Here is a 24,829-nt window from a genome sequence, read left to right on the forward strand (position 1 = left end):
AACTATTAAACTAATAACTCCCTACCACTTTCCTCACCGGGAACCAACCCCAATAGTTTTCATTTCCCCATTTACTTTCAACTTCACCTGTTGTTTGACCGGCGATGTCAGCATATACCTTGTAACAACACCGTCTTTCCAGGAGAAATCCACCGTAACATTACCTCTTGCCTTTAACCCTTTCACGCTGCCTTCTTTTTTCCAGAGATCAGGGATCGCAGGCAGCAACTCCACATAACCGGCATGGCTTTGCAGGATCATTTCAAGTATGCCGGCAGCCGCGCCGAAGTTTCCATCTATCTGGAATGGCGGCCCTGCAGAAAGCAGGTTGGGATAAACGCCTCCACCGGCGCCATAGTTAATATCCGTCCTGAGTGTCGGCTTTAATATTTCTCTTAATAATTTGAATGCCCTGTTACCATCCTGCAGCCTGGCCCAGAAAAGCTGTTTATAAGCGATCGCCCAGCTTGGCCCATCATCACCTCTCACATTGAGCGATTTTTTAGCAGCAGCAGCGAGGTCAGGTGTACCATCGGCCGTGATCAGGTTTGCAGGATACAAACCATACAAATGCGAGATATGACGATGTTCAGGATCTATTTCCTTGTAATCTTCCAGCCATTCCTGGATGCGTCCATCCGGAGAAATGATACCTGCCGGTGGCAGATGCGGCAATTGCGCGCGTAAAGAGTCCGCGAATGCCCTATCAATACCAAGTTTTGAAGAAGCCGTGATCACGTTGTTGAATAGTTCACGGATGATCTGGTTATCGATCGTTGCACCGACACAAATGCTTGCATGGTTTCCATCAGGAAGAAGGAATGAATTTTCGGGTGATGAAGATGGCGATGTAACCAGCCAACCCGTTTTCTCATCCTTTACCAGAATGCTTTTATAAAAAAGAGCCGACCCTCTTAAGATCGGGTAGATGCTTTTAAGATATTTGAGATCGCTGCTGTATTCATAATGATCCCAAAGATTATTACACAACCAGCCTGAGCCGGACTTGGTAACACCCCATGAGGCACTTTCCCCGGGCTCTGTAAAGCCCCAAACATTGGTGATCACGTGTGCCACCCAGCCATCAGCGTTGTAATACGCCTTCGCGGTTTTCCTGCCGGGCTCAACTAATCCGCGGACCAGCTCTGTCAATGGCAGATTCAATTCTGAAAGATTTGACATCTCCACCGGCCAGTGATTCATCTGCACGTTCACATCAAGGTGATAATCTCCATTCCATGGCGTATTCACCTGGTTCGCCCAAAGCCCCTGCAGATTCGGAGGGAGCAGACCAACACGTGTACTGCTGATGGTGAGATAACGACCGAATTGAAGGAACAAAGCCGGCATCGACTTATCCTGATCCGGGTGCTGATAATGTTCAGCCAGACGTTTGTCCGTTGTCATTGCTGATGCAGCGCCTGAACCCAGATCGATCGACACCCGGTCAAATAGTTTTTTGAATGCACGGGTATGTAACTGCTGTTGAACTGCAAAACTTTTCAATAGTGCAGCGTTCATATTTTTTGCAACAAGAGACTGATAAGACGGATTTCTGAAATCTGTTGCTGTCGAGATATAGATCACCGCTTCATCAGCATCCGTGATCACCAGTTCATTTCCATTTGCAGATTGTTTCCCGCCGGTATTACGGATCTTTACCTCCGTGAGATATTTCATTCCTTTTCCGTCCGTGCCATTATCCAACTGACCACGTAATTGCAAAGTATTACCCGTTACGGAAGAACTCCCACGCTCCGGTCTGCTGATGCCAACAGAGAAACTGATCATCCCTTTTTTATTTGCAGAGATCCTGATCACATCCACATCATCGCCGAAACTGGTAAAATACTCACGTTTATATTTCACCCCCTCCAGTTCAAACGATGTAACGGCAACAGCACTATCCAGTGAAAGTCTCCTGTAATAATTTTTATTCAGCGCGGGATCTGCCGCATATTTATGAGAAATGTTCAGATCAGCGAGCATCTGGAAGCAGCCCCATTGTTTGCCGCCGGAACCCGGACCAAGACACACAAAGTTCTTGTCGATCAGCTTTTGCGCTTCATTATTTTTACCAGCGGATAACAATGATCTGATCGCTGGCAATTGCTTATACGCTTCATAGTTATTGGCGTCCTGCGGACTACCCGACCACATCGTGATATCATTCAATACTACTTTTTCTTTTTGCAGGCCGCCGTCGGGAGTCATGCCTAACCGGCCATTCCCCAATGGAAGTGTCTCTTCCCATTGCGCTGCAGGTTTATCGAACCAGATAGCTAAAGGGCTTCGTTGTGCGGATGCAAATGAACAAACAAGTACTGAAAAAAGAAGTGTCAACAGTTTCATAAATGATATTTTGAACCAACACCGCAGTAGTGTTGAACAGGATGATCTGAACGGATAAAAGATGAAGTCGTCCTGCTTCGCGTTGCCTGACCTATAGAATGTTTGATAAAAAAAATCCAGGCCGCATGGGCGGCCTGGATCATGACCTATTTTTTATACCCGAATGTAAGTTCACTCAGGTTGCTGTATGACGATTCATTGCTTGCAACTTTTTTAACCCGCAAACGGATGTAGCGGATCTTTGGTGTATTCGTTCCAAAGTCAACCATATACGGACCTACGCCATCATCAGAGCGGGTCACTTCTTTCAGCAATACCCACCCTTTGGACAATGCTTCCGCTTTCCAACCCGGGTCATTACCTGCGAGTGTTGTAGCAGCATTCGTGATATCGGCAATACCCCAGATCTCATACTCTGTTGGGTTATGACAGCAGTTCCTACCGGTCACTTCAACATTCCGAAGGCTATCGTACGCTTTGCCCATATCCATTGTGAAGTGGTGGGGCAGTTGCTTATCTCCATTGGAGTGGAAGATATCCGGATAACCTTGTGGTCCAACCGATCCATCCCAAAGTCTTGCCACACTTGTTTGCCCTTCATAAGGCTGCACGTCATTTGGCAGGTTTGCAATGCTGAACATGCCTTTATCACATTTCACAATACCGAATTCGATACGGGGGAATGTATCAACGAGGCTTACAGAAAAAGTATCCAGTGAATTCCCTACAGGTTTATAATATGACTGGTAAGCCACTTTTGTTCCGTATTTGAAATCATTCAAGGTGACTGAATTTGTCTGCGGCAACACAGCTACTTCTTTCAGTACATTACTCAGATTAGTATAACGTACATACGTGATCATATTCGTTGTGTCTGGCTGAAGAAAATTCAGGGTGATCTGCGAGCCTTCGTCATTCAGCAGTTTATAGGGCTCCACCAGGTTGATCGGGCGGTTCATCAGGCTCTGCCGATATGTGTTTCCAAATACTCTTGCATTCTGGATCTCCGTAGGAATGGAGCGATTGCCTTTCGCATCAAATGAATAAACAAAGAACGTGTAGGTATATTCCTGCAGGTTACCGATCACCGTATAGATCGTGTCGGAAGGATTATGGGAAGTAGCAGCCACTTCAACAGAGTCGAGGCGGTTATTCCAGTAGATCCTGTATTTGGTAACAGACGGATCAGGGCTGGGGGACCAGCCAATGCCTACACGAAGATTACCGGGTCTTACAAATGTCTTGTTGATCACACCGGGATATTTTACCTCCTGGCCTTCCAGGAATTCCCTGAAGTCATCCGGCTTTTGTGAACAAGCCAATATGGTAACAAGCCCGATGATCCAAAGCCAATATGAATTATTTCTGCGCATGATAATTTGTTTTATTGGGTTAACGAGGGTCTCCCCAGAAAGTCAATTCGGTCATGTTAAAAAAGTTGTTGGTAAGAGACGCATTCTCCAGGCACTGGAAGCGAATGTATCTTACACGGGGAAGGTCGAGCGAGAAGTTAAAGCTGAAGCCCGCATTCCAGAAATCAAGATCAGCATTGGTGTATTGCGGATTGGGCAAGCCGGATGGTTTTGCAGGAAGCCTGAACGTTCCAAGGTTGATCCATCCGTTGGGAGAAGTTTCTCCAACGCCCGGAGCGGATGGCCCGCTGGGCATTGTTTCGTCAACAGGGGCTGAGGTCCTGCCCCAGAGTGTCCAGGACAACGGTGCACCCGCCTGCCATAACCAGTTTCCGCTTCCATCGATCCCGCGATCCCAGAGCGTATAGCGGCTGAGCTTGGCAGTCTGCCCCATATCAAACGTGATAACGGCCGGCCAAACCAATGGCTGAATAGGTTGATCAGTGTGATAACCCGGTGAACCGGTATTGTTATTCCACAGGTTTTCGATCACCCAGCCAAAACCTGTACGCACATCACTCGGCAGTGAATAGGAGGCAAACTTTGATTTATCCATCAGCAATTCATAGATCGGCGTGATCGTTCTGAACAGAGTATCAGAAATATTGCCCCACTGATCTGTGATATAGAAACCGAATTGTTTTGGAATAGTGTCATACCCACGAAGACTGTAAGAGATCGTATCCTGGCTGGTATAATTCTGGTTAATGATCTCGAACTTCTTCGTTACGGGATCTATCGCCACTGTAATAACTCCAATATTTGCTTTTTTGGCATTCAATACATTGATGTTAATACCTCCGAAATCGGGCTTGACAACAATAGTTGGAAAGACGGCCCGGTAAGCCGGTTCCAGCGGATGTACAGTTACAACTATTGAATCCGAAGAAACATTGGCGCGGCTTACGGTGCGTAAGACAACCTTGTATTCCTGGCTTCTTTCAAAACCGCTTACGATTATGGTATCTGAGTAATAAGACGACTTTGTCTGGCGACTGACCTTATCATTGATCATATAAGTCGCCTGCACATACAGGATATTTTCGGAAGCAGGCAGATCATAGGTAATGACAGCAGCGCCGGCCTCATTCTTCACCAGTATGTTTGTTACAGGGTCAGGTTTTGTCATATCAGTAGATACAACATCCTTATATTCCGAGACCTTGCTGCACGAGAACAGACAGGCGATCATCAGAGCCGGCAGGATCGTGTGCAGTATATTTTTATATTGATTTATCATGATCATACATTAAGCAATTCGCGATATTGTTTACCAGTAAGGAGTTTGAACAAGGTTTGGATTCGTCATCAGGTCGTATTCCTGGATCGGGAACAGATAGTCACGCAATCCGAATGATGGCTGATAAACGGTGCCGAGCTGATAGTATCCCGCAATCGTTCTGTTAAATACCGACCAGCCCTGGAATGGTGTTGCCAGTACTGATTGTAATTCTTTCCAGCGGCGGAGATCCCATCCTGCCTGCCCTTCGAAAGCCAATTCAATTCTTCTTTCCTGGTGAATGATCTGGCGAAGTCCCTCTTTTGTTGAAGGCTTTGATGGATTGCGTGAATACTGAGCCCATGATTCCTGCACACCTTTCAGACCAGCACGCGTTCTCACTTTATCGATCCATGAATATACTTCCGCGTTAGGTCCAGACACTTCATTCAAACATTCCGCATACAATAACCACAGACCAGAGAGACGCATAAAGGTCCATGGGTAAGTCTGCCAAACGGTATTCTGACCGGGCACGGACTGATAATGCGTCAGTTTTTTCGCCCAGTAGCCTGTCGCATTGTAACGAACCCTGTCGGGCGGGGATGCGTAACCATTTACTGCGTTAACATAGTTGGGATTGTTATCGTTCGTGTTACCGGAGCCAAACCATACGGCACCATCAAATGCAACGGATGAATAGTAACGTGGTTCACGATCGAAGTTTCCTTTCACCGTCGTGTAATCCTGTTTGATGTAGTATTTATTAGCCTCATCTCCTACTCTCAGCTGATGCCGGCCTGCAAAATCCCAGCTGGGATCTTCAGACACAGGTACACCGTTCTTTGTATAAAAGATCTCAGACTGAGCTATGGGCACAGAGAAGTTGGAATAAACGGCGAACACATTCGCAGCAGCTTCCGCCGTAACTCTTGGCATCGCCATATATTGCCATCCGAAACGTGGATTCAGTGTCCATACCTGCTCAGGGTTCCAGCCATCAACGAAAGCCCCCTGCAAGGTCAGCAACTGACGTGTCTGCTCGGACATGTTTACGATATTACCCTGGATCCTCAATTCATAAGGCTTTGCGCCGGCAGCCACAGCAGCGTCGATCGCAGCTTTGCAGGCCGTTGCTGCTCTCTGCCATTTTAACGGATCAGCAGCAGATGGAAAAAGACTTACGCCGTCTTTGTTTTTGAATGAAGCATAATCAGGATTACCATTGAACAACGGACTTGCCTGGGTGGTGAGCACTTCAGCTTTAACAGCCAGGGCGATGGTAGAAGTGATGCGTCCCGCTTCCGCCGCAGCGTTTTGAATTGCTGGAGGCAAGCCAGCGATCGATTCATCAAGCGTTTTGATCACGTAGTTAAAACAGGAATCAAGCGTCTGTTGTTTCTGGCGCACTTCTTCAGAAGTTGCGCTGATCGGGATGGCAACATCAGCAATAGGAATTGGTCCGTACATCCTGATCAGCCAGTAGTGATAGTATGCTTTCAGGAATTTAGCTTCAGCAGTCCACCTGGCTCTGTCAAATGGTTGAACATCGCGTGGCTGATCAACATTGGCCAGGAATGTATTGCACATACGGATAGACTCCCAGAGTTTCAATCCCTGGTTATATCCATCCCAGAAATTATGGATCGGGTTCAGGCTGTTCTGCAAACCACGCATCAGGTTAAAACCGGCATCGCCGCCTGCACCGCCAAGCGTAGTCTGATCCTGCATATTGATCGGGAACAATACTTCGCCGGAGGCGGTAAAACCTGCGTTAGCTCTCACATCCGCCAATCCCTGGAGATTGGAATAACAACCAAACAGGTAAGCCTGCGTTTCATTCGCGTTGCTGAACGAGCTGTTCAGTGTAGCAATGTTATCCGGCGTTACATCGAGGTATTTCTTACATCCTGAAAAGAGGACTGTTGTGCAGCCTGCCAGAAATATTTTTATAAAGATTTTCATATGCCTTTTATTAGAGTGATCGGGAATAATGTTAGCCTGGTTAATCAGAAAGTGAGTTTCAGACCAACGTTAAATACTTTCTGGATGGGGTAGGCAAACCCATTGCCCGCAAGCTCGGGATCCCAGAGTTTGAATTTGCTGAAGGTGAGCAGGTTCAAACCACTGAAATAGATCCTTGCACTTTCCATGTGCGCGCGGCTTGTCCACCTGCGCGGGAATGTGTATCCGGCCTCAGCTGATTTCAAACGGATAAAACTTCCGTCACGCAGCCACCAGGTACTTCTTTGCTGGTTGTTCGGTACATCGAATACGGAAAGACGTGGCCAGAGTGCGTAGAGATTCTGATTCTCTTCAGACCAGTGGTCGTTTGCATAGGCCTCCAGGATCTGCGCATTGTTCACGAATGGCGCAGTACCGAATCTTCCATTATCAAAATCTGTTACACCAGTCGGATCGATAAAGAATGAGGAACGGGCTGATCCCTGGAAGAATACACTAAGGTCAAAACTTTTGTATCCCATAGACAGGCCAAAACCGTAAATGATCTGCGGAGTAGATGGCAAACCGATCGGCACCATATCATCCTGGTTGATCACACCGTCCTTGTTGATATCACGATACTTGATATCACCACCCTGGGGAAGCAGGTTACCAAAAGATTGCACGGGTGAATTCTGCGCCTCTTTATCATCCACAAACAGACGTTCTGCGATAAAACCAAAAGGCTGATTGATCATGCGGCCAGCAGCAAACCTCCATGGGTAAGCGTACTCCGGCTCTTCGAGATGAACGACCTTATTACGGGTTACAGTTAGATTGCCCAAAACCGATGCCCAAAGACCGGATTTGAAATCCTGGCGATAGTTCACATTAAGATCAAATCCTTCCGAAGTAGCTCTACCCAGGTTTGAACGGAGGTTATTTAGCGCGTTCTGCTCTATACCAACAGTGATAGGAATATAACCGCGATTGATCAGGATATCTTCCCTGTTCTCCCGGTATACTTCCGCGACAATGTTCAATTTTTCAAGAATGGTAAGTTCTGCAGCAATGTTAGATTTCTTCGCTCTCTCCCAGGTCACACCAGGATTCGGATAGGCATTGATGACCGGTCCGCGCATAGACACGGAGTTATTTGTACCGAAGTAGGCGATCGGGCCCGCATTGGGCTGTACGTTGGAAAGATAGAAGAATCGCTGTGTTCTCGGATCACCGATCGCATCATTACCCACGAGACCATAGCTTCCTCTCAGTTTCAATCTCGTGATCACTTTACTGATCGATCCGTTCCAGAATTTTTCATTAGAGATCACCCATGCACCACCAACGGTTGGAAAGAAACCAAACCTGTTATCAGGAGCAAATTTTTCCGATCCGTTGTAACCAAAGTTAAATTCAGCGAAATAGCGGTTATCATAAGAATAGCTTGCACGACCTGATATACCAAGGTTCCTGTTTGGCAACGAGGCCTGCAGGTTCCCGGCATTGCCGGTAAGGGTTTGCTGACGTGTTCCAACCAGGGACGCACCAACACCATGGGGGCCGAAGCTCCTGTTATAGTCGACACGACCAAGCATATACAGGTAAGTGTTCAGGTATTTTGCACCTTCGTTATAATTGAGATACTCCTGAGCAGCGCCGGGCTGAGCATTAAGCCAGTTGAGTTTATACTCCCCCGTCTGCTCATCAAAGCTCTGCATGTTATAGTAGAATGGCAGATAGTTACGGCTCAGGTCAAAATAAGAGTACCTGTTTGTGCTGAACAAGCCAAAGAATGAGAGGCCGGGCGTGATGAACTTCAGGTTCTGCGTCACCTCAAATTGTGCGGACATGCGGGACTCTGAAAATGTCTTGTAGCCATACATCAATGACGCGTATGGGTTTGCCTGAAGGTTACCCGTTTGATTGATCGCGTTACCGAAAAGTATATGATTGGTAGTACGGTTAGCGCTGTCAGGCAGATAGTATGCAGGAAATCCTACCGGATTTGCGTGAAGCACCTGCGAATAGAGATCAGTTGCAAATCCACCACCCTGGTTGCTGATCGGCCCCGTGTAATCATTAAAGTTACCCCAAAGCCTTACACCAATTTCCGTGGTAGAAGTTGCTTTGATGCTTGTATTTGCACGAAGCTGGTAGTTCTCGAAACGCATGGCCGAGTTAAAATTGTTCACCGGGTTTACCTGGAGAATACCATTGTCTTTTGAATAAGAACCTGCGATGTAATATTTCGCAACCGCATTGCCACCACTAACGCTCATATTGGCGCGGCGGGTGCTTGTGCGATCTTTAAAGATCTCTTTCATCCAGTCAACCGCCGGGTAGAGATACGGAGTGATCCCTCCTTCGCCGGCAAGAGTTCTTTCTGTACCGAGGATCTTGTTCGGAGAGAAGAAAGGAGTAGCACCGGCATTGCGGGTTGTCAACGCTTCATTATACGTTCTCATATAAGAGATCGGATCAGCCAGTTTGATACTTTTTGTAGGAGTAGAGATAGCGTTCTCCACTCTCAGTTCAATGCGTGCCTTACCGGCTTTACCTTCTTTGGTAGTGACGAGTATCACACCGTTTGCACCTCTTGCGCCATATAATGCGGCGGCGCTCGCATCTTTCAGGATGGAGAAGCTGGCGATATCATCTACCTGCAAACGTGCGAGATCGCTCGCAGTAAGTTCGATGTTATCGATGAGGATAAGTGGCGAGTTGCTGTAGCCAAGAGTAGTTACTCCACGAATGAAGAATTGCGAATTGTCGAGCCCCGGCTGACCACCACGCTGAAAGGCGATCACACCCGCGATCTTACCGGCGAGTGCGTTGGTGATATTACTGGCGGGAATCTTCAATTCACCGGGCTGAACGCTGGTAACTGAGCCAACCACCGCTTCTTTCCTTTCACGGCGGCCGAATGCGGTCACCACAACTGCTCCCGAAGTATCGATCGAAGGAGCAAGCGCAACAGTGACTGACGAACCTTTGGTCACGACCATTTCAATTGGCCGGTAACCGATGCTGGTGAATTCGAGGACAGCCTGGCTGGCAGAGATGTCCAGTGAGAAGAGACCGTCCTTACCGGTACTGGTTCCCTGCCTAGTTCCTTTGATCACGACGGATACACCGTTGATCGGGGCGCGTGAAAGGCTGTCCACGACCATCCCGGACAGTGTACCGCCCTGGGCTGATGAACGAATGGAAAAAAGGGAAAGCATGACAAGGAAGGACAGAAAAACCAGGTGGCGGGAATACAGAGATTTCCCGCAGGCGAAGCAAGCTAATCTGATGTTCATATTAAGCAATTGTTTTTTGGTATTCACGGTATTTCAACCGTGAGCAGAGTCATCGCAGAAGTGTCTGACTGACACCTGTACTATACTATACTATTCCACTAAAGTAGAAGATTATTTTAATTCGTCCAAAAAATATTATCCGAAAGGATCGAAATGCTTTTGTGGCTTTGGAAGGCGTGGGAGTAACGCAGAGAGCGCAAAGTAGGCGCAAAGGTCGCTAAGTATTCTTTGCGTTCTCTGCGGCAACTTTGCGCTCTCTGCGTTACTACAACGCTAATCAGACCAAAGCTTATCGCCGCTTAACGAGCAAAAAAGAATATTTCGGCATCCCTCGCTGCCAGCGTGAAGTTTAAGCCGCCAGAGATAGAATTTACTATTCCGCCGGTAAGCAGTGGTATGTGCCTGACAGTTTTTCGTTTCACTCCGGCAGGCAAAACCTGTGCGATTTTTTTTACAGAATCACTATAGTTAAAGAACGCCATGTAATACCCTCCGGGAACATACTTCTCAAATACTTCTACTCCCTTATTTCCAGTGTTGGCCTTTACCGGCTTAAAGCTTTTTCCATCTTTTACAACCGCCAGTAATGTCCTATCCTGTAATATTTTTTTAGCCGTAGCCGTCCACTTGCCCTGTGAAGAATAATCGTCTCCAGTGAACACGGAGCCTGTTACCAATGCTGAAGCAAGCCGGGCCCTGTTCACTCCGTCCTCTTCAGTGGCAAATACCACATGATCCGCATCGACATAATTATACATCAGCGACTGCCACCAACCGTAACCTGTGCTGTTGAGTGTATATTCTGTATGGTCAATGCTGCTCCATGCATCACACGCGATACGGCGTACATGTACATATTTTGATGTGGCAAGATTGGGAGAGATAGCTGCATAGACCAGCATCCTGCCATGCAGTACGCTGTCGAGATATTTCATTCCCTGGCGGAATGCCTGCATACCGGTGGTTACACTCTTATCATAAAAATGATCCGCCTCCAAAGCTCCGTGCCCCAGGAAATCGATCTTGATCATTTCAAAACCCAGTTCTTTCATTTTATTGAGCGTATGCACCATCCGGAGTTTTGTTGCCGGATGAGTCGGATCCATTGCCCTGCCCCCATCGATATCATACATTTTTCCTTTTTGGGTGGTCCAGGTTTGCGCATAGGTATAGTCACCGGCGCCTTCAACTTTCCTGTCCCATTTACCCCAATCTGCAAATGGCGTCCAGTAGATGCCTGGTTTTAGCCCCTTGCTTTTGCAGTGCTCAGCAAAAGTCTTGAGTTTGCTTACGTCTCCATCAATTCCATTAGTGGTCATATTATCCCAGAATGCATCGAGGTCTATGTAAAGAGTGCTGTCCGCATTTCTGAAATTCTTTAAGGAATCGCCGAAAAAATCAACCACTTTCATTGCCTGCTCAAAAGTGATCTTGTCTTTCAAAACACCCCAGCTATTCCATCCCATGGGTGTGGCCCGATCCCAGTTGAAGATATCCGGTTTGTTGAGCAAGCCATTGAATTTTGCGGCGCATTCCATCCCCGTTCTCCAGTCACTGAAGTAACCCACCAGCATCAGCGGCGAACTGATCACTCCGTTCACCGGTAATACTTTTCCATGCGTGATCCGGTCATGGGTGATCGTACTGTCAGCGAAGCCTGCGAACAACTTCAATGAAGCGGTGCTGTCGTTTGCTGCTTTGATGGCGATACCTGTTTTCCAGTCATACTGATCCAGTGAAGCGGCAACAAACCCTTCGTTATTATCGGCATCATAAACCGCTGTCAGCTCACTGCTTTGGAGGTCTGCCTTTGCGAGTGGCGAGGCGTTATATCTTGCCCACATATCATTATCAAAAGGCACATAAAGTGCGCGGTTGTCACCTTTGCTTTTCAAAGAAAGATCAGCCGTAATGAGCGGCGCAATATGATCAGATGGCCCATCCGGATCTACCAGCTGGATCTGAGTGAAGAAATAGTTCTGCGATTTCACTACATAAAATAACTGTATCAAAGAGGCGTCTGCGGCAAACTTCAACCTGTACAACCGGGCGCTTCCGAATGGCGTAAGCGTATCTTTCGCGGTATAGCTGGCTTTACCGGCCTGTCGGGTATCGTTGCTTTTTGTTCCCGCGGCATATGCGGCATAAGCATCAGAGAATATCGTACGCCCCTGCGAGATCATACTATAAGATCCCTTATTCAGATCATACACTACCCGGCCGTTCTTTCCAAGCGAAATAATCAGAGCATTCTTTTGCGCAATAAGAGAAGACGTGCAGCACAGTGCACAAATCATCAGAATGAGGCGGGAGATTTTTGAAGTGGTTACAGCTAGATACAATACGTTGGGCATACTAATTTGTTTAAAGATCATTCAGCAATTCCATGAGGCGAGAACAGCACGAACATGCCGATCATCAGTATCACCAGCACTACAAAATACCAGTGGCGGTTCTTCCAGGGCTTCAGATCAACCGCTGCATGTGCCTGCAGTGAGAAGGGTGATTCCATTGGACGGAACCTTCCCACCAGCAACATAATGATTGTGGTGACAATAAAAAGGATCGCAAGTATATGCAGGTAATGCAGACCGGTGTCTATGACAAACTGTGTCAGCGTATAGGCTGTCACAAAAAAGAATACACCGATTTTTGCCGCGATCGGTGGAACTTTTTTTGTTAGCAGTCCTACAACCATGATCGTGAAGACAGGCACGCTAAAAAAGCTCGATACTTTCTGCAGGTAGTTATAAAAACCGCCCTCATAGAACATAATGTATGGAGAGAACAAGATGGCAATCGCAGTTAAGCTTACCTGGAACAGCCTTCCGCTTTTTACCAGTTTTTTTTCGTCCGCCACTTTTCCTTTTCGCTCGAGCCAGGGCTTGTACAGATTCATAGCGAATAAGGTCCCCGAACTATTCAGACCGGCATTGAACGTACTGAGTGCACCTCCAAACACCACCGCAGCTACCAGTCCGATGACCACTGGCGGCAGAATATCACTGACCAGCTTCGGAAAGACTGTCGCAGTATTGGCGATATCCGGATACAAATGCACTGCTATCAATCCGGGTACATTCAGCAACAGCGGCGCGATCAGTTTCCCTACACAAGCCAGCGAGATCCCTTTCTGACTCTCCGCGAGGTTTCTTGATGCGAGCGCTTCCTGCACGATGTACTGCTCCATTCCCCAATAGTAGATATTGATCAGCAACATCCCGGTAAAGAGTGTGCCGAAAGGCAACACATCTTTTGGCTTACCGATGGCATTGAGATGGTCGCGGTGTTCACCCGTCAACTTTTCCACTCCCTGCAACACACTGCCATCACCCAAAAAACGGAGACCGTACCAAACGATAAAGATCCCGCCGATAAGCATCCCGATCCCCTGGACCACATCTGTAATAGTGATCGCACGTAGCCCACCCAGCACGGTGTACAGGCAGCCAACCACACCTACGATAACTACAAGGATCCGGATGGTTAAGAAATAACTGAGCCCGAACCACTGATCAACATGAAAGATGCCGTTGATGGCAACGGCACAACCATACAATACAGATGGGATGAGATTGATGAAGTAGCTCAGCAGGAAGATGACTGAAACGATCCGTTGTGTTTGCGTATCAAAACGTTTAGCCAGAAAATCCGGTGTTGTAACTGCACCAATGCGGAGATAGACCGGCATCAGTAATTCTGCGACGATCAGCATGGCAAGGATGGAACTCATCCCCCACGCCATCACCGACATATTGGTCGTGTACACAAATTCATTCTCCCCGATGAACTGGTTTGCGCTCATGTTTGTCAGGAACAGTGAGCTGCCGATCATCCAGAAGCCGAGGCTCCTGTTGCCGAGGTAGTAACTGATGGGTGTACGCAGCTGTTGCTTCCTTGTCGCAAAAAAAGCGATCAGCGCGGCAATAAGCGTAACGGCCAGAAAACTTGTCAGAATAGTTATGTTCATAAAGAAGCAATCATAGTGATCCCCGGCGCAGCAGCACGGTTGGAACAACCTCCTGTATCATATTTCTCTTCATCACAAATTCGGCGGCTTTCTCGGCCATCACAGCAAAGTCGGTGGAGTAAGTAGTGATGCCATCAAAGATGATCTCTTTTACTACCTCATCATTGTGAGAAAGGATGCCTACATCTTTCCCCAGTTTGAATCCTTTGGCTTTGGCATCTTTCAGCATTTGCCATAGTTCGGCATTATTGATGGTAAAGTATACAAAACCTTTCTCGATAGATCCCGGGATGTATTCTGTCCGGATCACGCTTTTGATCTTCTGTTTTTTTACAAACTTCTTATATGCTTCAATGATCTCGATGGGTGTATCGGATGCGGGACGGTGATAGTGGATCATTCCTTCAAATTTCCTGATGGCCGGTGCCAGTTTGGAAAAGGCATCATAAGATGACTCTTCGAATTCCTGTACCACATACGAGAAATCACCGGGCATGGGTTGATACCGGTCGATCATCAGGAATTTATTCAGCGGAAGGGTGGTCAGGATCTCGGCCGTCCGTTTATGCGGGATCGGAGCAACAACATACATTCCGTATTTTCCGCGGACGTTGTTGATGATACTTTCAAGTACATCAATATTATTATGATGGAAAAAGATATCGATGTGGGCGGTCTTTCCTACCCTGTCGCGCAACGTTTTATAGAATACTTCCTGGAAGCTGTCAAAGGCGAAGATCACCAGTGCGATGCGAAGATGGCTTTCGGTATTCTCCTGGGCCACGAAGAAGCCGATACGGTTTTTTGATTCGACAATACCCCGGCTCATCAGTTCTTTATAGCCTTTGGCAATGGTTTCCCTTGCAAAGCCCAGTTCTTTGATCAGGCTGTTGACGGAAGGCAGCATGTCTCCGCGCGATACCAATTTATCATTGATGGCATTGATAAAGCCCTGGACAAGTTGTTCATGTTTCGACAGCCCCTGTATGTTTTCGAGCTCTCTTACCTGTTGGTAAATATCCTGCATAGCAATCAGTTTCGTCTTTTCGGTAGGTTGGTCCTGTATCTGTACTATTCTATTCTACCGGGTAAATGTATTTCAAGTTTTGGGAAATGAAAAAAAATAGTTTGGTACACAGCCTGAAGAGTTCGTTCAACGCTGGTGTTGCCGACGTTTAGTTAAGACATCGTCCTAGAATAGTTCGATGGCCGATGACCGATGGCCGATGGCCGCATTTGGATGGAAGCTATTACTGCTAATGGGCATAGGGTATTGACACTAGTAGGTATATGGTCAATTTATTTTAACATCCCCCGAAAAAAAGATGATTGTCATTTCTCCGCACCGTACATTTCCGTGATCACTTATTGTCACTGTCATTTCCTCTCCAATATTTCTTCATTCAAACTGTATTACCAACCTCTTTTTTTAATAACTTCCCCTTCTAACCATCTGTTCGCATGCGTTTAATCAGGCAAAGTATTTTATTCTTCCAGGAAGGAAATTCCGATAAGGTTTACGAAACGGACCTTTGTGATGTTGGCAATGATAGATACGTGGTTAATTTCCGCTATGGCCGAAGGGGTGCTAGCCTGAAAGAAGGCAGTAAAACGCCTGTACCGGTTTCATTGCAGGAAGCCGAGAAGATATATAATGACGTCGTAAATGAAAAGACCGCCAAGGGATATACGGGCGCTCCGGGCGTGGCTGGAAAACCGCTGGATGACAACTTTCTTTCCGCGATCAGCCTGCCTTCTGTAAATATTTCCGTCCTGCCCGAGGGAAAAAAGAAAACGATCCTTCAACGGCTGGATTCCGCAGCCAATTCAACGCGGTCATCCAGAAATTACCGCTGGAAGTTGAGCCGTGTGATCTGGAAAGCCGGTGAATATAAAATTAACGAAGCAGTCCCCTATCTCGTTAAACTGTTCACTAAAGGAGATCTGCTTCACCAGTATTGCTGCACATGGTCGCTGGTAAGATGTGCCGGAGCTGAAACCATTCCTGTCTTGCAGGCGATCTATGACCATCACCCTTCCCTGCTGATCAAGAGGCTGGCGCTTGCCGGTCTGCTTCAGCAGCACACAGGCGAGGCGAAGGAGGAACTGGTTGCACAAATCGCCAGATCTCTGCCACAAGCCATACGGGATGCATTTCTGCAGAATAATCGGCGTTCCCTAAACTCTCTCTGCCTGCAGCTGTTCCCCGAGCACACGAACCCGAACTGGCATGAACAACTATACCTGTTGTCGACCTCTGTCACGTGGATCCGCCCGGCGGTTAAATCCATGTTGCTGCAATTACCACTCGCGCCCGGAACTTTTAACGAGATCAGAGCTGTTTACAAACTGGCGGAAATGCTGGATGATTTTGAGATCAGTGGTTTACTGACCTGCCGGTTTGAAATTGAACCGGAGTTCTTCAGCAGCAAACTTGCCACAAAGAACCTGAACAGGAAAGTTTATATAAACGCCATACAAGATCATATAAATCCTAATAAAGAACTCAAACAAAAGAACACCCGGCTGGCGTATTCGCAAAAAACAAGGTGGTACCTGCACAAGCGGATCGATCGCAGGTTGCGCATGTTTGCAGAAAATAACAGCACTGACTATGTCAGGCTGGCTACCGGCATTCTGGTGAGCTATAAGCGTGAACGGGATACCAAGGAAGCATTCACTACCAGCTCCTATCAATGGCAGAACGGACGTTACCAGGATGTAGAACGAAGGTTCCCGGCAAATGCGAGAGCGATCTTCCTGCATCAGCTATTGAACGGGAACAACCCACAAATGATCCTGACCAGGCATCATATCTGGGAGTTCATATCCCCGGCAGGCCAAACAAGAAGGCCATCCGCAACAAACAGCGGCAATACCGGCAGCGGGGGGATCGGCGGCTTCATCAAAAAGATCACGGGGCTATTTGGCAGCAAGAAACAGGCAGCGCCTCCGCCTACTGCGCATGTAGCGCCCTTGCCGGCATTACAGCCAAATTCATTCGCGCCCCAACAGCATCTCTGGGATCAATTACCACAGGCATATCTGCAGTTGCTGATAGAAGCAGAAATGGACGAGGTACTGAAATTCGCTGCTAAACAATTAGCCGGTCATCCTTCCTTCAAAGAGATCAAGGAAAAGCTGGATACGGACACACTGATCAAGCTGATCCGCTCGAAGTTCACCATTCCGGCGGATCTTGGCTACAGGATCATACTGGAAAGATTTTCAAAAGAAACCGCTTCTGCTGAACTGATCACCGGCATGCTTGGCTCAGTTTCTTCGGATGCCAGAAGCAAAGCAAAGGAATGGGCCGAAGCAAATACGCAGGTGCTCCTCTCCGATGCCGGCTTTATCAGCGGACTTCTGTTCACACCGTTTGCGGATATCAGAAGCTGGGGCAAAGAGCTGATCAGGAACAATACGCTCAGCTCAGCGCTGAAGCAGGCAGTAACAGGAAGAGTCATCGCGGAGATGATGAATACTGATCCGCAATTGGCCGACAATTCTTTATTGAATGATGTTTCAGATTCTTTGTTCGCATTATTCGATCATGAACTTCGCCAGGTTGACGTGAATATTGTTTCAGACCTGCTGCATCATCCGGCCTCACCTGTGCTCCTGTTTGGGCTGCGGATGGTAAAGCATAAAAAATCAGGATGGAGAGGGGAAGAATTAAAAACGTCCGGGTTGCCTGGTTTGCTTAATCATACCTATGAGCCGGTGAGACAGCAGATCGTTGAGCTAATTAATAATCTGCCGGATGAGGAACTCAGCTATCTCAAAGAAGACCTCGTTGATGCGGCATTATCGGCCTGGCCGGACGTCCGTTCCGGCAGCAAAGCGGCGCTGGTCCGTTTAGCCAACCGTGAACCTGCGTTTGGTATAATGGCCACAGAAACGCTGATGCCATTTCTTTCCCGAAAAGAATTACATGAAGGGATACATGAGTATCTCGCAGAGCTGTTGAGCAATGAGCTTAGCACTTATCTGAAAAATGTTGACAAGCAGACAGCATTGAATCTTTTGTACGGTAACTATGCTCCTGCACAAAAGCTTGGTGTAGCTATTCTGGAAAATCATATCGATCCGGCAACACTCTCCCTTCCCCAGATCATTGCGTTAGGAAATCATGAAAATATTACTGTCCGGAACTGGACCTGGAATTTCTATAAACAATATGCAGGGCGGATCAAATATGAAGCAGCTGCCGCGATCCGTATTCTTGAAAGCCGCTGGGAAGATACCCGCTCCTTTGCCATGGATTATTTCCGGCAGGAATTTGAAGAAAAAGACTGGGAACCAGAAGTGCTGATCGGCATGGCTGATTCTGTTAAACCGGCCGTCGAGTCATTCGGCCGTGAACTCATCACCAAATATTTCACCGATGCCAATGGCCCGCAGTATCTGCTCAAACTAAGTCAGCACCCAGGTGAAAAAATGCAATTGTTCACCACCAACTACATGGAGCGTTTTGCAAGCGGTGATCTTGAACGTATAAAAGAGCTTGAATTCTATTTCCGCTCCGTATTAAGCCGTGTGAATAAGAACAGGATCGCGAAAGACAGGATCTTCCTGTTTCTACTGAACGAAGGTTTAAGATCAGAAGAGGCCGCCAACACTGTAGCAGCGATCATTTCGGACATTTCAGCGCAAACGGCTATCGGCGATAAAGCCAAATGTATTGATCTGCTAATGCAATTACGCGCGATCTATGATATCGAAACGCCATTGAGGGTGAGACCGGTTGAGGAGAGGCGGTGAGGGAGGGCCGATGGACGATGACCGATGACCGATGGCCGATGGACGATGGACGATGACCGATGGCCGATGGCCGATGGACGATGACCGATGACGGATGACCGATAGCCGATGACCGATGGACGATGACCGATGACCGATGACCGATGACGGATGATTAAGAATATACTTGCATTAATAAAATAACATTTTGAAACATTTATCAACTTAGCCCGATAGTATCAGATCGAGGTTCGGCCATCGGCCATCGAACATCGGCCATCGAACATCGGCCCTCAAACAACTTTCAACATTAAAACAGCTACATGTTATTCACCTATCGATTTGCCGGAAATACAGCGGTTACGAACACCACGCAAATGACGGGTCTTTCTTTTGCTCCCGATACGTTGAGGGAGAGTGCGTGGTTTATCGGAAAGCTGAACCGGAAACTTGCATTCCGTGAAGCGATGTCTGCGTTGCATGATGTAGTGATCAGTGATCTCCGGTTCAAACCAAAAGATAAAACTGACTATAAAGAATGGGTGGCACGGAACGAAGCGTTGTTCATGGCGCAGCACATGGCGGGCTATGATATGGCAGGCACGAATACAAGGATCGGGCAGATCAGGGAAGAGCTGACGGCGATACGTGCAGAGAAACTTCGTGCATTAGCACCTTTCAATAAAGCAAAGCGGGCATATTTCGATTATATATATCACAAAGACCGCAACACCTGGATCGTTCTTGACCCTGTGATCACCATTCATCCGGATGAACTATTCTTTGAGTGTTTCAGCCAGGATGAATCCACTTACGCAAGACTTGGTTGCAATTACAATGTATTCAAAGAAGTGGCGGATTATAAATGCGGCACCACCAATGTGGATTATTCTGCCGGTTTATACGAAGAGTTTCAAAAGATCCGTGACTACAAAGACACCGAATTAAAAGTAGACCCTTCCGGCTTTGCTGTTCAGACAACCAATGAAGAAGAGTACAAAGAAGTAAAGATCGATCTGCCTGACAGCTGGGTGAGAGGTTTTCTGCAGGTGAGCAGCGCCATGACATTGCCCACCATCCAGTTCGATCTGCACCCAATGGATATCTACAGTCTTTGCCTCATATTGAGAAAGTTCAAAGAGAAAAAAGGGCCGCGCGCATTGCGCTATATCCTGGAGCCGGGGCACCCGGTAAAGATCGTTTTTGAACCGTGGGGAAAAGAGATCATTTGCAACAGAAGTATCTATACAGGTGCCGTCAGGCAGGAGGTCCGCACCTGGGGAAGAAGAAGGTTACTAACGCTGGAACGGCTGATACCCGTTGCAAAGAAGTTCACAGTGCATCTTCTTGGAACCGGACTTCCGTCCGTGTACATCGCAGACATGGGTGATATGAACTTTACCTTAGGGCTAAGCGGGTGGACTGCCAATGACTGGAGCCAGGCAGGTAATTTTGATCTGCTCGCCCCGCGCATGAATGTGGACGACAAAACAAAGCAGTTGGTGTTCAACGGTCTTAAACAGGACTGGCTTGGCACGGCAGAACAGTTGAGCAGGAAACTGGGCATTGATACAGCCTCTGTTACAGGCGCATTAAGTCTGTATACACAGGCAGGCCGCGTGATCTATGACCTGAATAAACAGGTTTACCGCGTTCGCGAATTGAGCAGGGAGCCGCTGCCGGTGGAAACTCTCCGGTTCAGTAATCCGCGTGAAGAAGTGGCGGCGAGAATACTGGAACAAAAAGGTGTTAAATACACTGCCCGGGAACTACCTGACAAAAGCACACAATTAAATGGGACGATCAAATCGGCAAAGAGGAATTATAACCCGCAGATGGTGATCGATGCGGACGAAAAGATCAAATCAGCCACCTGCGATTGCAGCTTCTATGCTGAGAATAAGCTCTACAAAGGACCGTGTGAACATATGCTGGCGATGCGCCAGGCGTATAACGCGGGGAGAGTAAATGGCTTGATAGAGGGTTGATGACCGATAACCGATGGCGGAAACGGAACAAATGAGGAACAACATTTTACGTACGATATTTTCCGACCATCGAACATAGGCCATCGAATAGCTTTGAATGAATTTTCATTTTTAAATTAAGAAGGAGAAAACTATATTTGTTAACCTCTTTCATGTTCTTTGACGGGGTTGATGTATGCACCTTGCTTCCGAAAGGAAAGAACGATGTTTCGTCGTTCATGCGACATGAATAGTTCATGCATCACCAAATGTAATCTTTACTGTGGCATACGGGCCTATATGTACTGGTTAACAGTACAGGCACCGTGTGCCAAACCAGTACATATAGGCCCGTATGCCTGGCGTTGATTAATCTGGTCTCAGGCACGCACGAAGGAATACATAAACCCCGTCAGAACATGATCTCTCTTATCTATTATGTTCGATAATCAACAGACGCGACAGCAACTTTACGACAGGATCCGCGAGAGCAGCAGAGACGAAGTCATCCTGGAAGAAATGAAACGAATGGGCTTCTGGGGGAAGAAGGATGCAGAACCATCACTCCCTGAACAGCTGATCAAACAGGAAACAGCTCTTTCAAAAGAGTTGAATGCACTCGTTGCGCAACAACGTAAGTTCCAGGATAAAGAGAAAATGCTGAAAGAAATGCGCATCAAACGCATGGCTGAGGCAAAGCAAAAGAGAGCGGAGAATAAAAAGAAACGTGAACAGCAACGGTTCGAGAAAGCTGAAGCCTGGCGCAAAAGAAGGGGCGGCGAGATCCTCTTTTTGGGAGAGATGGTCTCAACCGGCCTCAATAACACCACTAACAACACTGAATCACTCAGCAAATTCGGCTTACCTGTTTTCCATAATGAAAATGACCTTGCAATAGCAATGGGTATTTCGTTATCGGCATTGAGATTCCTGGCATTTTCCAGGAAGGTTTCAACCGTCTCGCATTACCGGAAATTCTATCTCGCAAAAAAGTCGGGCGGTAAGCGATTGATCTCCGCACCAATGCCAAAGCTGAAAGGTGTTCAGTACTGGATCCTGCAAAATATCCTTCAACGTGTGAATGTGCATCCATCTGTGCATGGATTTATTGCCAATCACTCTATCCTTACCAATGCACAACCCCATATCGGAAAAGAAGTGGTATTGAATATCGATGTTAAAGACTTCTTCCCTTCCATTCATTTCAAAAGAGTAAAGGGAATGCTGCAGCAACTGGGCTATGCGGAAAAGATCGCCACCATACTGGCATTACTCTGTACGGAAGCCGTAACGGAGGAAGTGGCGATCGATGGCAAGACATACTTTGTTCAAAAAGGAAATCGTGTGTTGCCGCAGGGCGCACCCACTAGTCCGGCTATCACAACTATTCTATGTTACAAACTTGATAAACGCCTGCAGGGCCTGGCAGACAGACATCAATGCAACTACACTCGTTATGCGGACGATGTGACATTCTCCACCTCACGTACTGAGCTGAACATGCAGCAGATGGTTTGGCGGATAAAGAAAATCCTGGCGGATGAAGGATTTACTGTTCATCCAGACAAGATCTCGATCATGCGGAAAGGTGCGCAGCAACAGGTTACAGGCATCGTAGTAAATCAGAAACTCTCTGTAAACAGGGAGAAGCGCCGTAAGCTTCGAGCCTTACTTCACAACCTTGAAACAAAACCTGGCTTTGTGCCCGTCTGGGGACAGAACAGCAGCGCCGCCGCAATACTTGGGTATGCTCATTTTGTGAAGATGGTCGATGCGGAGAAGGGAGAGAAATTCAAAGATAAAGTAAGATCATTGATCGCCCAGGGCAAGCTATCACTTACACAATCCAATAACGACCGTAGCGGGGGAAACGCGGGCAGCGATAAACCCTGGTGGAATGTAACCTGAGCAGCCGTCAACAAATAAGCAGTACGACAATTTACCGCCATGTAAGCAACGCAGAGCGCCAAAGCTTTCGCAAATTTATCTGAGAATATCTCTGCGTTGCTCCTGCGACAGCATTATTTCAGTAGAATAGTTCAACAAAAAGGGCCCGCATTTCTGCTGACCCTCGTATCGACGATCACCGATTCACCCCTTATTTGATCTCTTTCAAGAAAGCTTCCGTATGATACTCTATAAATTTCTTTCCCGCGAGATAAGCTCCTTCTGCGTATTTCTTATCATCAACAGGAATAATAGTGGTGGAAGAGGATGAGTTATCAGCCGGATTGTAGTATTTCCCGTAAATAGTAGAGACACCCACCATGTCCACTTTATTCTTTGCAAATGCCTGGATCTTCTGATCTTCGATCACTCCGCTTACAGGCATTGACTTACCCAAGGAACCGGTGTAACTGCTCACAATGCCAGCCCCCATTTTCCCAGAATAAAACCCGACCTGGCTGTTAACCGGCGTTTGAGTGTTCTCTCCTTTGAACTTGATCTTTGCCTTCTTCGTCATCTCGATCGACTCCTGGCCTGCCAGGCGCATATTGGTCTTCACCTTGATGTTCGCACCGGCTACATCCCAGGATGATTTATCTTCTATGAACAAAACGAAAAGGTCTACATCGGCAACGATCGCATCATCAAGATCTTTGGAAAGTTTCGCGTGTACGAAGTTGGCATTGCCGAACAAGCCTCCCGATTTCTCCTTGCCGGACTTATCGATCTTCTTCACGTAATACTCCATCCCTGTCGGTACGGTTGCAAGCATACCCGGAAATTGAGCTTCGCTGATGGTTCCTCCGGTAAGTTTTACAAAACCGTCATAAGTATCTGTCTTGCCCGCCTCTTCCGGAGTGATCAGTTCGATCCCGTTTGCCTTGAGCATAGCGGTAAAATCCTGGTATAACTTATCAGTAACACCCTGCACTCCTGCTTCGGTGAGGCCTTCAAGCCCTACGGACAATTCCGCTTTTGCATCACCTTTGGAGCCACCTCCACCGAACATACGACCACCCTGCTTAAACTCTTCTTTCTCATTGAACACCTGGTAGTTTACTGTAAACGAAGCAACGTATAATCTCTTGCTCTTTATTTTCCGCAGACCACCGGAATGATCTTTCGGTTTAAAGTCACCAAGAGTTTGACTGAATGCAGAAAGAACACCTGCAAAAGAGAGGATCATTGTAAATAGCAATCTCATAAAGCTGTTTTTTATCTGAGATAAAAATAGCCTGCGCGATCAATCCGGAAAATGTGAAAAAAGTAGTAAAGGAATATTACTGACCGTGAAACCGGGAGAGCGCCTGGGCGCGGGTTCTTACCTGCAGCTTTTCATAAATGTTACGGATATGCGTCCGGACGGTCTCAATACTGATGAATAAACGGGCAGCGATCTCTTTATACCGAAGCCCTTCGGACAAAAGAGCGAGTATCTCATTTTCCCTGCGGGACAGGATATCTGATTGAAACTTCTCTGTTTTACTGGCAGCAAATTCTGTTACCACCAGCCTCGCGATCTGGCTGCTCATGGGAGATCCGCCGTGATGTATATCCAGGATCGCCTCCACCAGTTTCTGCGGATCGGTATTCTTAAGTATATAGCCTGTAGCGCCAGCCTTTAATGCCCGGAAAGCCGTTTCTGCATCATCGTAACTCGTCAGCGCCATGCACTGCATGCCGGGATGAATGGCTTTTAATTTATGCACTACATCAATACCAGAAATGCCGGGAAGGTTGATATCAAACAGCAACACATCTACAGGCCTCTTCTTCAGATCATTCAAAGCCGTTTCTCCGTCCTCAAAAGCATCTATGACTTCCAATTCATCCTGCCTGTATAATAACGTGAGTAAAGACTGACGGATTGAATCTTCGTCTTCGATCAGCGCGATATTGATTTTAGCTGTTTGCATAAGATTTTCTTCGCCACTAAAGTTATACCGCAAAAGGATCTGACGGATAAAAAA

At 47.2% G+C, this 24,829-nt stretch carries 13 protein-coding genes; 3 read left to right on the plus strand and 10 right to left on the minus strand.

Annotation, left to right across the window (positions count from 1 at the left end):
* Window positions 1-33: 33 nt before the first annotated feature.
* From LZZ85_RS14080 to LZZ85_RS14115, 8 genes are all read right to left on the minus strand, one after another.
* Entirely contained in the window at window positions 34-2,352 is a 2,319-nt protein-coding gene (locus LZZ85_RS14080; protein ID WP_237872899.1) for a glycoside hydrolase family 95 protein, read from the minus strand.
* Window positions 2,353-2,498: 146 nt separating this feature from the next.
* A complete protein-coding gene (locus LZZ85_RS14085; protein ID WP_237872901.1) occupies window positions 2,499-3,725 on the minus strand; it encodes a DUF4998 domain-containing protein in 1,227 nt (408 codons plus the stop codon).
* A gap of 19 nt (window positions 3,726-3,744) precedes the next feature.
* A complete protein-coding gene (locus LZZ85_RS14090; RefSeq protein WP_237872909.1) occupies window positions 3,745-5,004 on the minus strand; it encodes a DUF5000 domain-containing lipoprotein in 1,260 nt (419 codons plus the stop codon).
* Between the two features lie 30 nt (window positions 5,005-5,034).
* Window positions 5,035-6,948 carry a RagB/SusD family nutrient uptake outer membrane protein gene (locus LZZ85_RS14095; protein WP_237872912.1) on the minus strand — a complete coding sequence of 638 codons (1,914 nt, stop codon included), beginning with the start codon at window positions 6,946-6,948 and terminating at the stop codon, window positions 5,035-5,037.
* Between the two features lie 44 nt (window positions 6,949-6,992).
* Window positions 6,993-10,232: a SusC/RagA family TonB-linked outer membrane protein gene (locus LZZ85_RS14100; protein WP_237872914.1), complete on the minus strand. Its 3,240-nt coding sequence runs from the start codon at window positions 10,230-10,232 to the stop codon at window positions 6,993-6,995.
* 299 nt (window positions 10,233-10,531) lie between these two features.
* Complete coding sequence (locus LZZ85_RS14105) at window positions 10,532-12,586, minus strand: alpha-amylase family protein (RefSeq protein ID WP_237872923.1); 2,055 nt, start codon at window positions 12,584-12,586, stop codon at window positions 10,532-10,534.
* 17 nt (window positions 12,587-12,603) lie between these two features.
* Window positions 12,604-14,202, minus strand: coding sequence for a solute:sodium symporter family transporter (locus tag LZZ85_RS14110; protein WP_237872932.1), 1,599 nt, complete (start codon window positions 14,200-14,202; stop codon window positions 12,604-12,606).
* Between the two features lie 10 nt (window positions 14,203-14,212).
* Window positions 14,213-15,229, minus strand: coding sequence for a GntR family transcriptional regulator (locus LZZ85_RS14115; protein ID WP_237872939.1), 1,017 nt, complete (start codon window positions 15,227-15,229; stop codon window positions 14,213-14,215).
* A gap of 434 nt (window positions 15,230-15,663) precedes the next feature.
* Here LZZ85_RS14115 and LZZ85_RS14120 point away from each other — a divergent pair, with 434 nt between their 5' ends.
* From LZZ85_RS14120 to LZZ85_RS14130, 3 genes are all read left to right on the plus strand, one after another.
* Entirely contained in the window at window positions 15,664-18,966 is a 3,303-nt protein-coding gene (locus LZZ85_RS14120; RefSeq protein WP_237872952.1) for a WGR domain-containing protein, read from the plus strand.
* A 302-nt stretch (window positions 18,967-19,268) separates the two neighbouring features.
* Window positions 19,269-20,933, plus strand: coding sequence for an SWIM zinc finger family protein (locus LZZ85_RS14125; RefSeq protein ID WP_237872954.1), 1,665 nt, complete (start codon window positions 19,269-19,271; stop codon window positions 20,931-20,933).
* Window positions 20,934-21,350: 417 nt separating this feature from the next.
* Window positions 21,351-22,820 (plus strand): reverse transcriptase family protein, encoded by a 1,470-nt coding sequence (locus LZZ85_RS14130; RefSeq protein WP_237872956.1) that lies wholly within the window; start codon window positions 21,351-21,353, stop codon window positions 22,818-22,820.
* A 190-nt stretch (window positions 22,821-23,010) separates the two neighbouring features.
* On the opposite strand, the gene LZZ85_RS14135 is transcribed toward LZZ85_RS14130, so the two are convergent.
* Both LZZ85_RS14135 and LZZ85_RS14140 read right to left on the minus strand, forming a co-directional pair.
* On the minus strand, window positions 23,011-24,063 hold the full coding sequence (locus LZZ85_RS14135) for a hypothetical protein (RefSeq protein WP_237872964.1): 1,053 nt from the start codon (window positions 24,061-24,063) through the stop codon (window positions 23,011-23,013).
* A 76-nt stretch (window positions 24,064-24,139) separates the two neighbouring features.
* The gene (locus LZZ85_RS14140; protein WP_237872976.1) at window positions 24,140-24,775 is read right to left on the minus strand and encodes a response regulator; all 636 of its coding nucleotides are present in this window, start codon (window positions 24,773-24,775) and stop codon (window positions 24,140-24,142) included.
* Window positions 24,776-24,829 lie beyond the last annotated feature (54 nt).

This window comes from Terrimonas ginsenosidimutans (genome assembly GCF_022012415.1).
Lineage (GTDB): Bacteria > Bacteroidota > Bacteroidia > Chitinophagales > Chitinophagaceae > Terrimonas_A > Terrimonas_A ginsenosidimutans.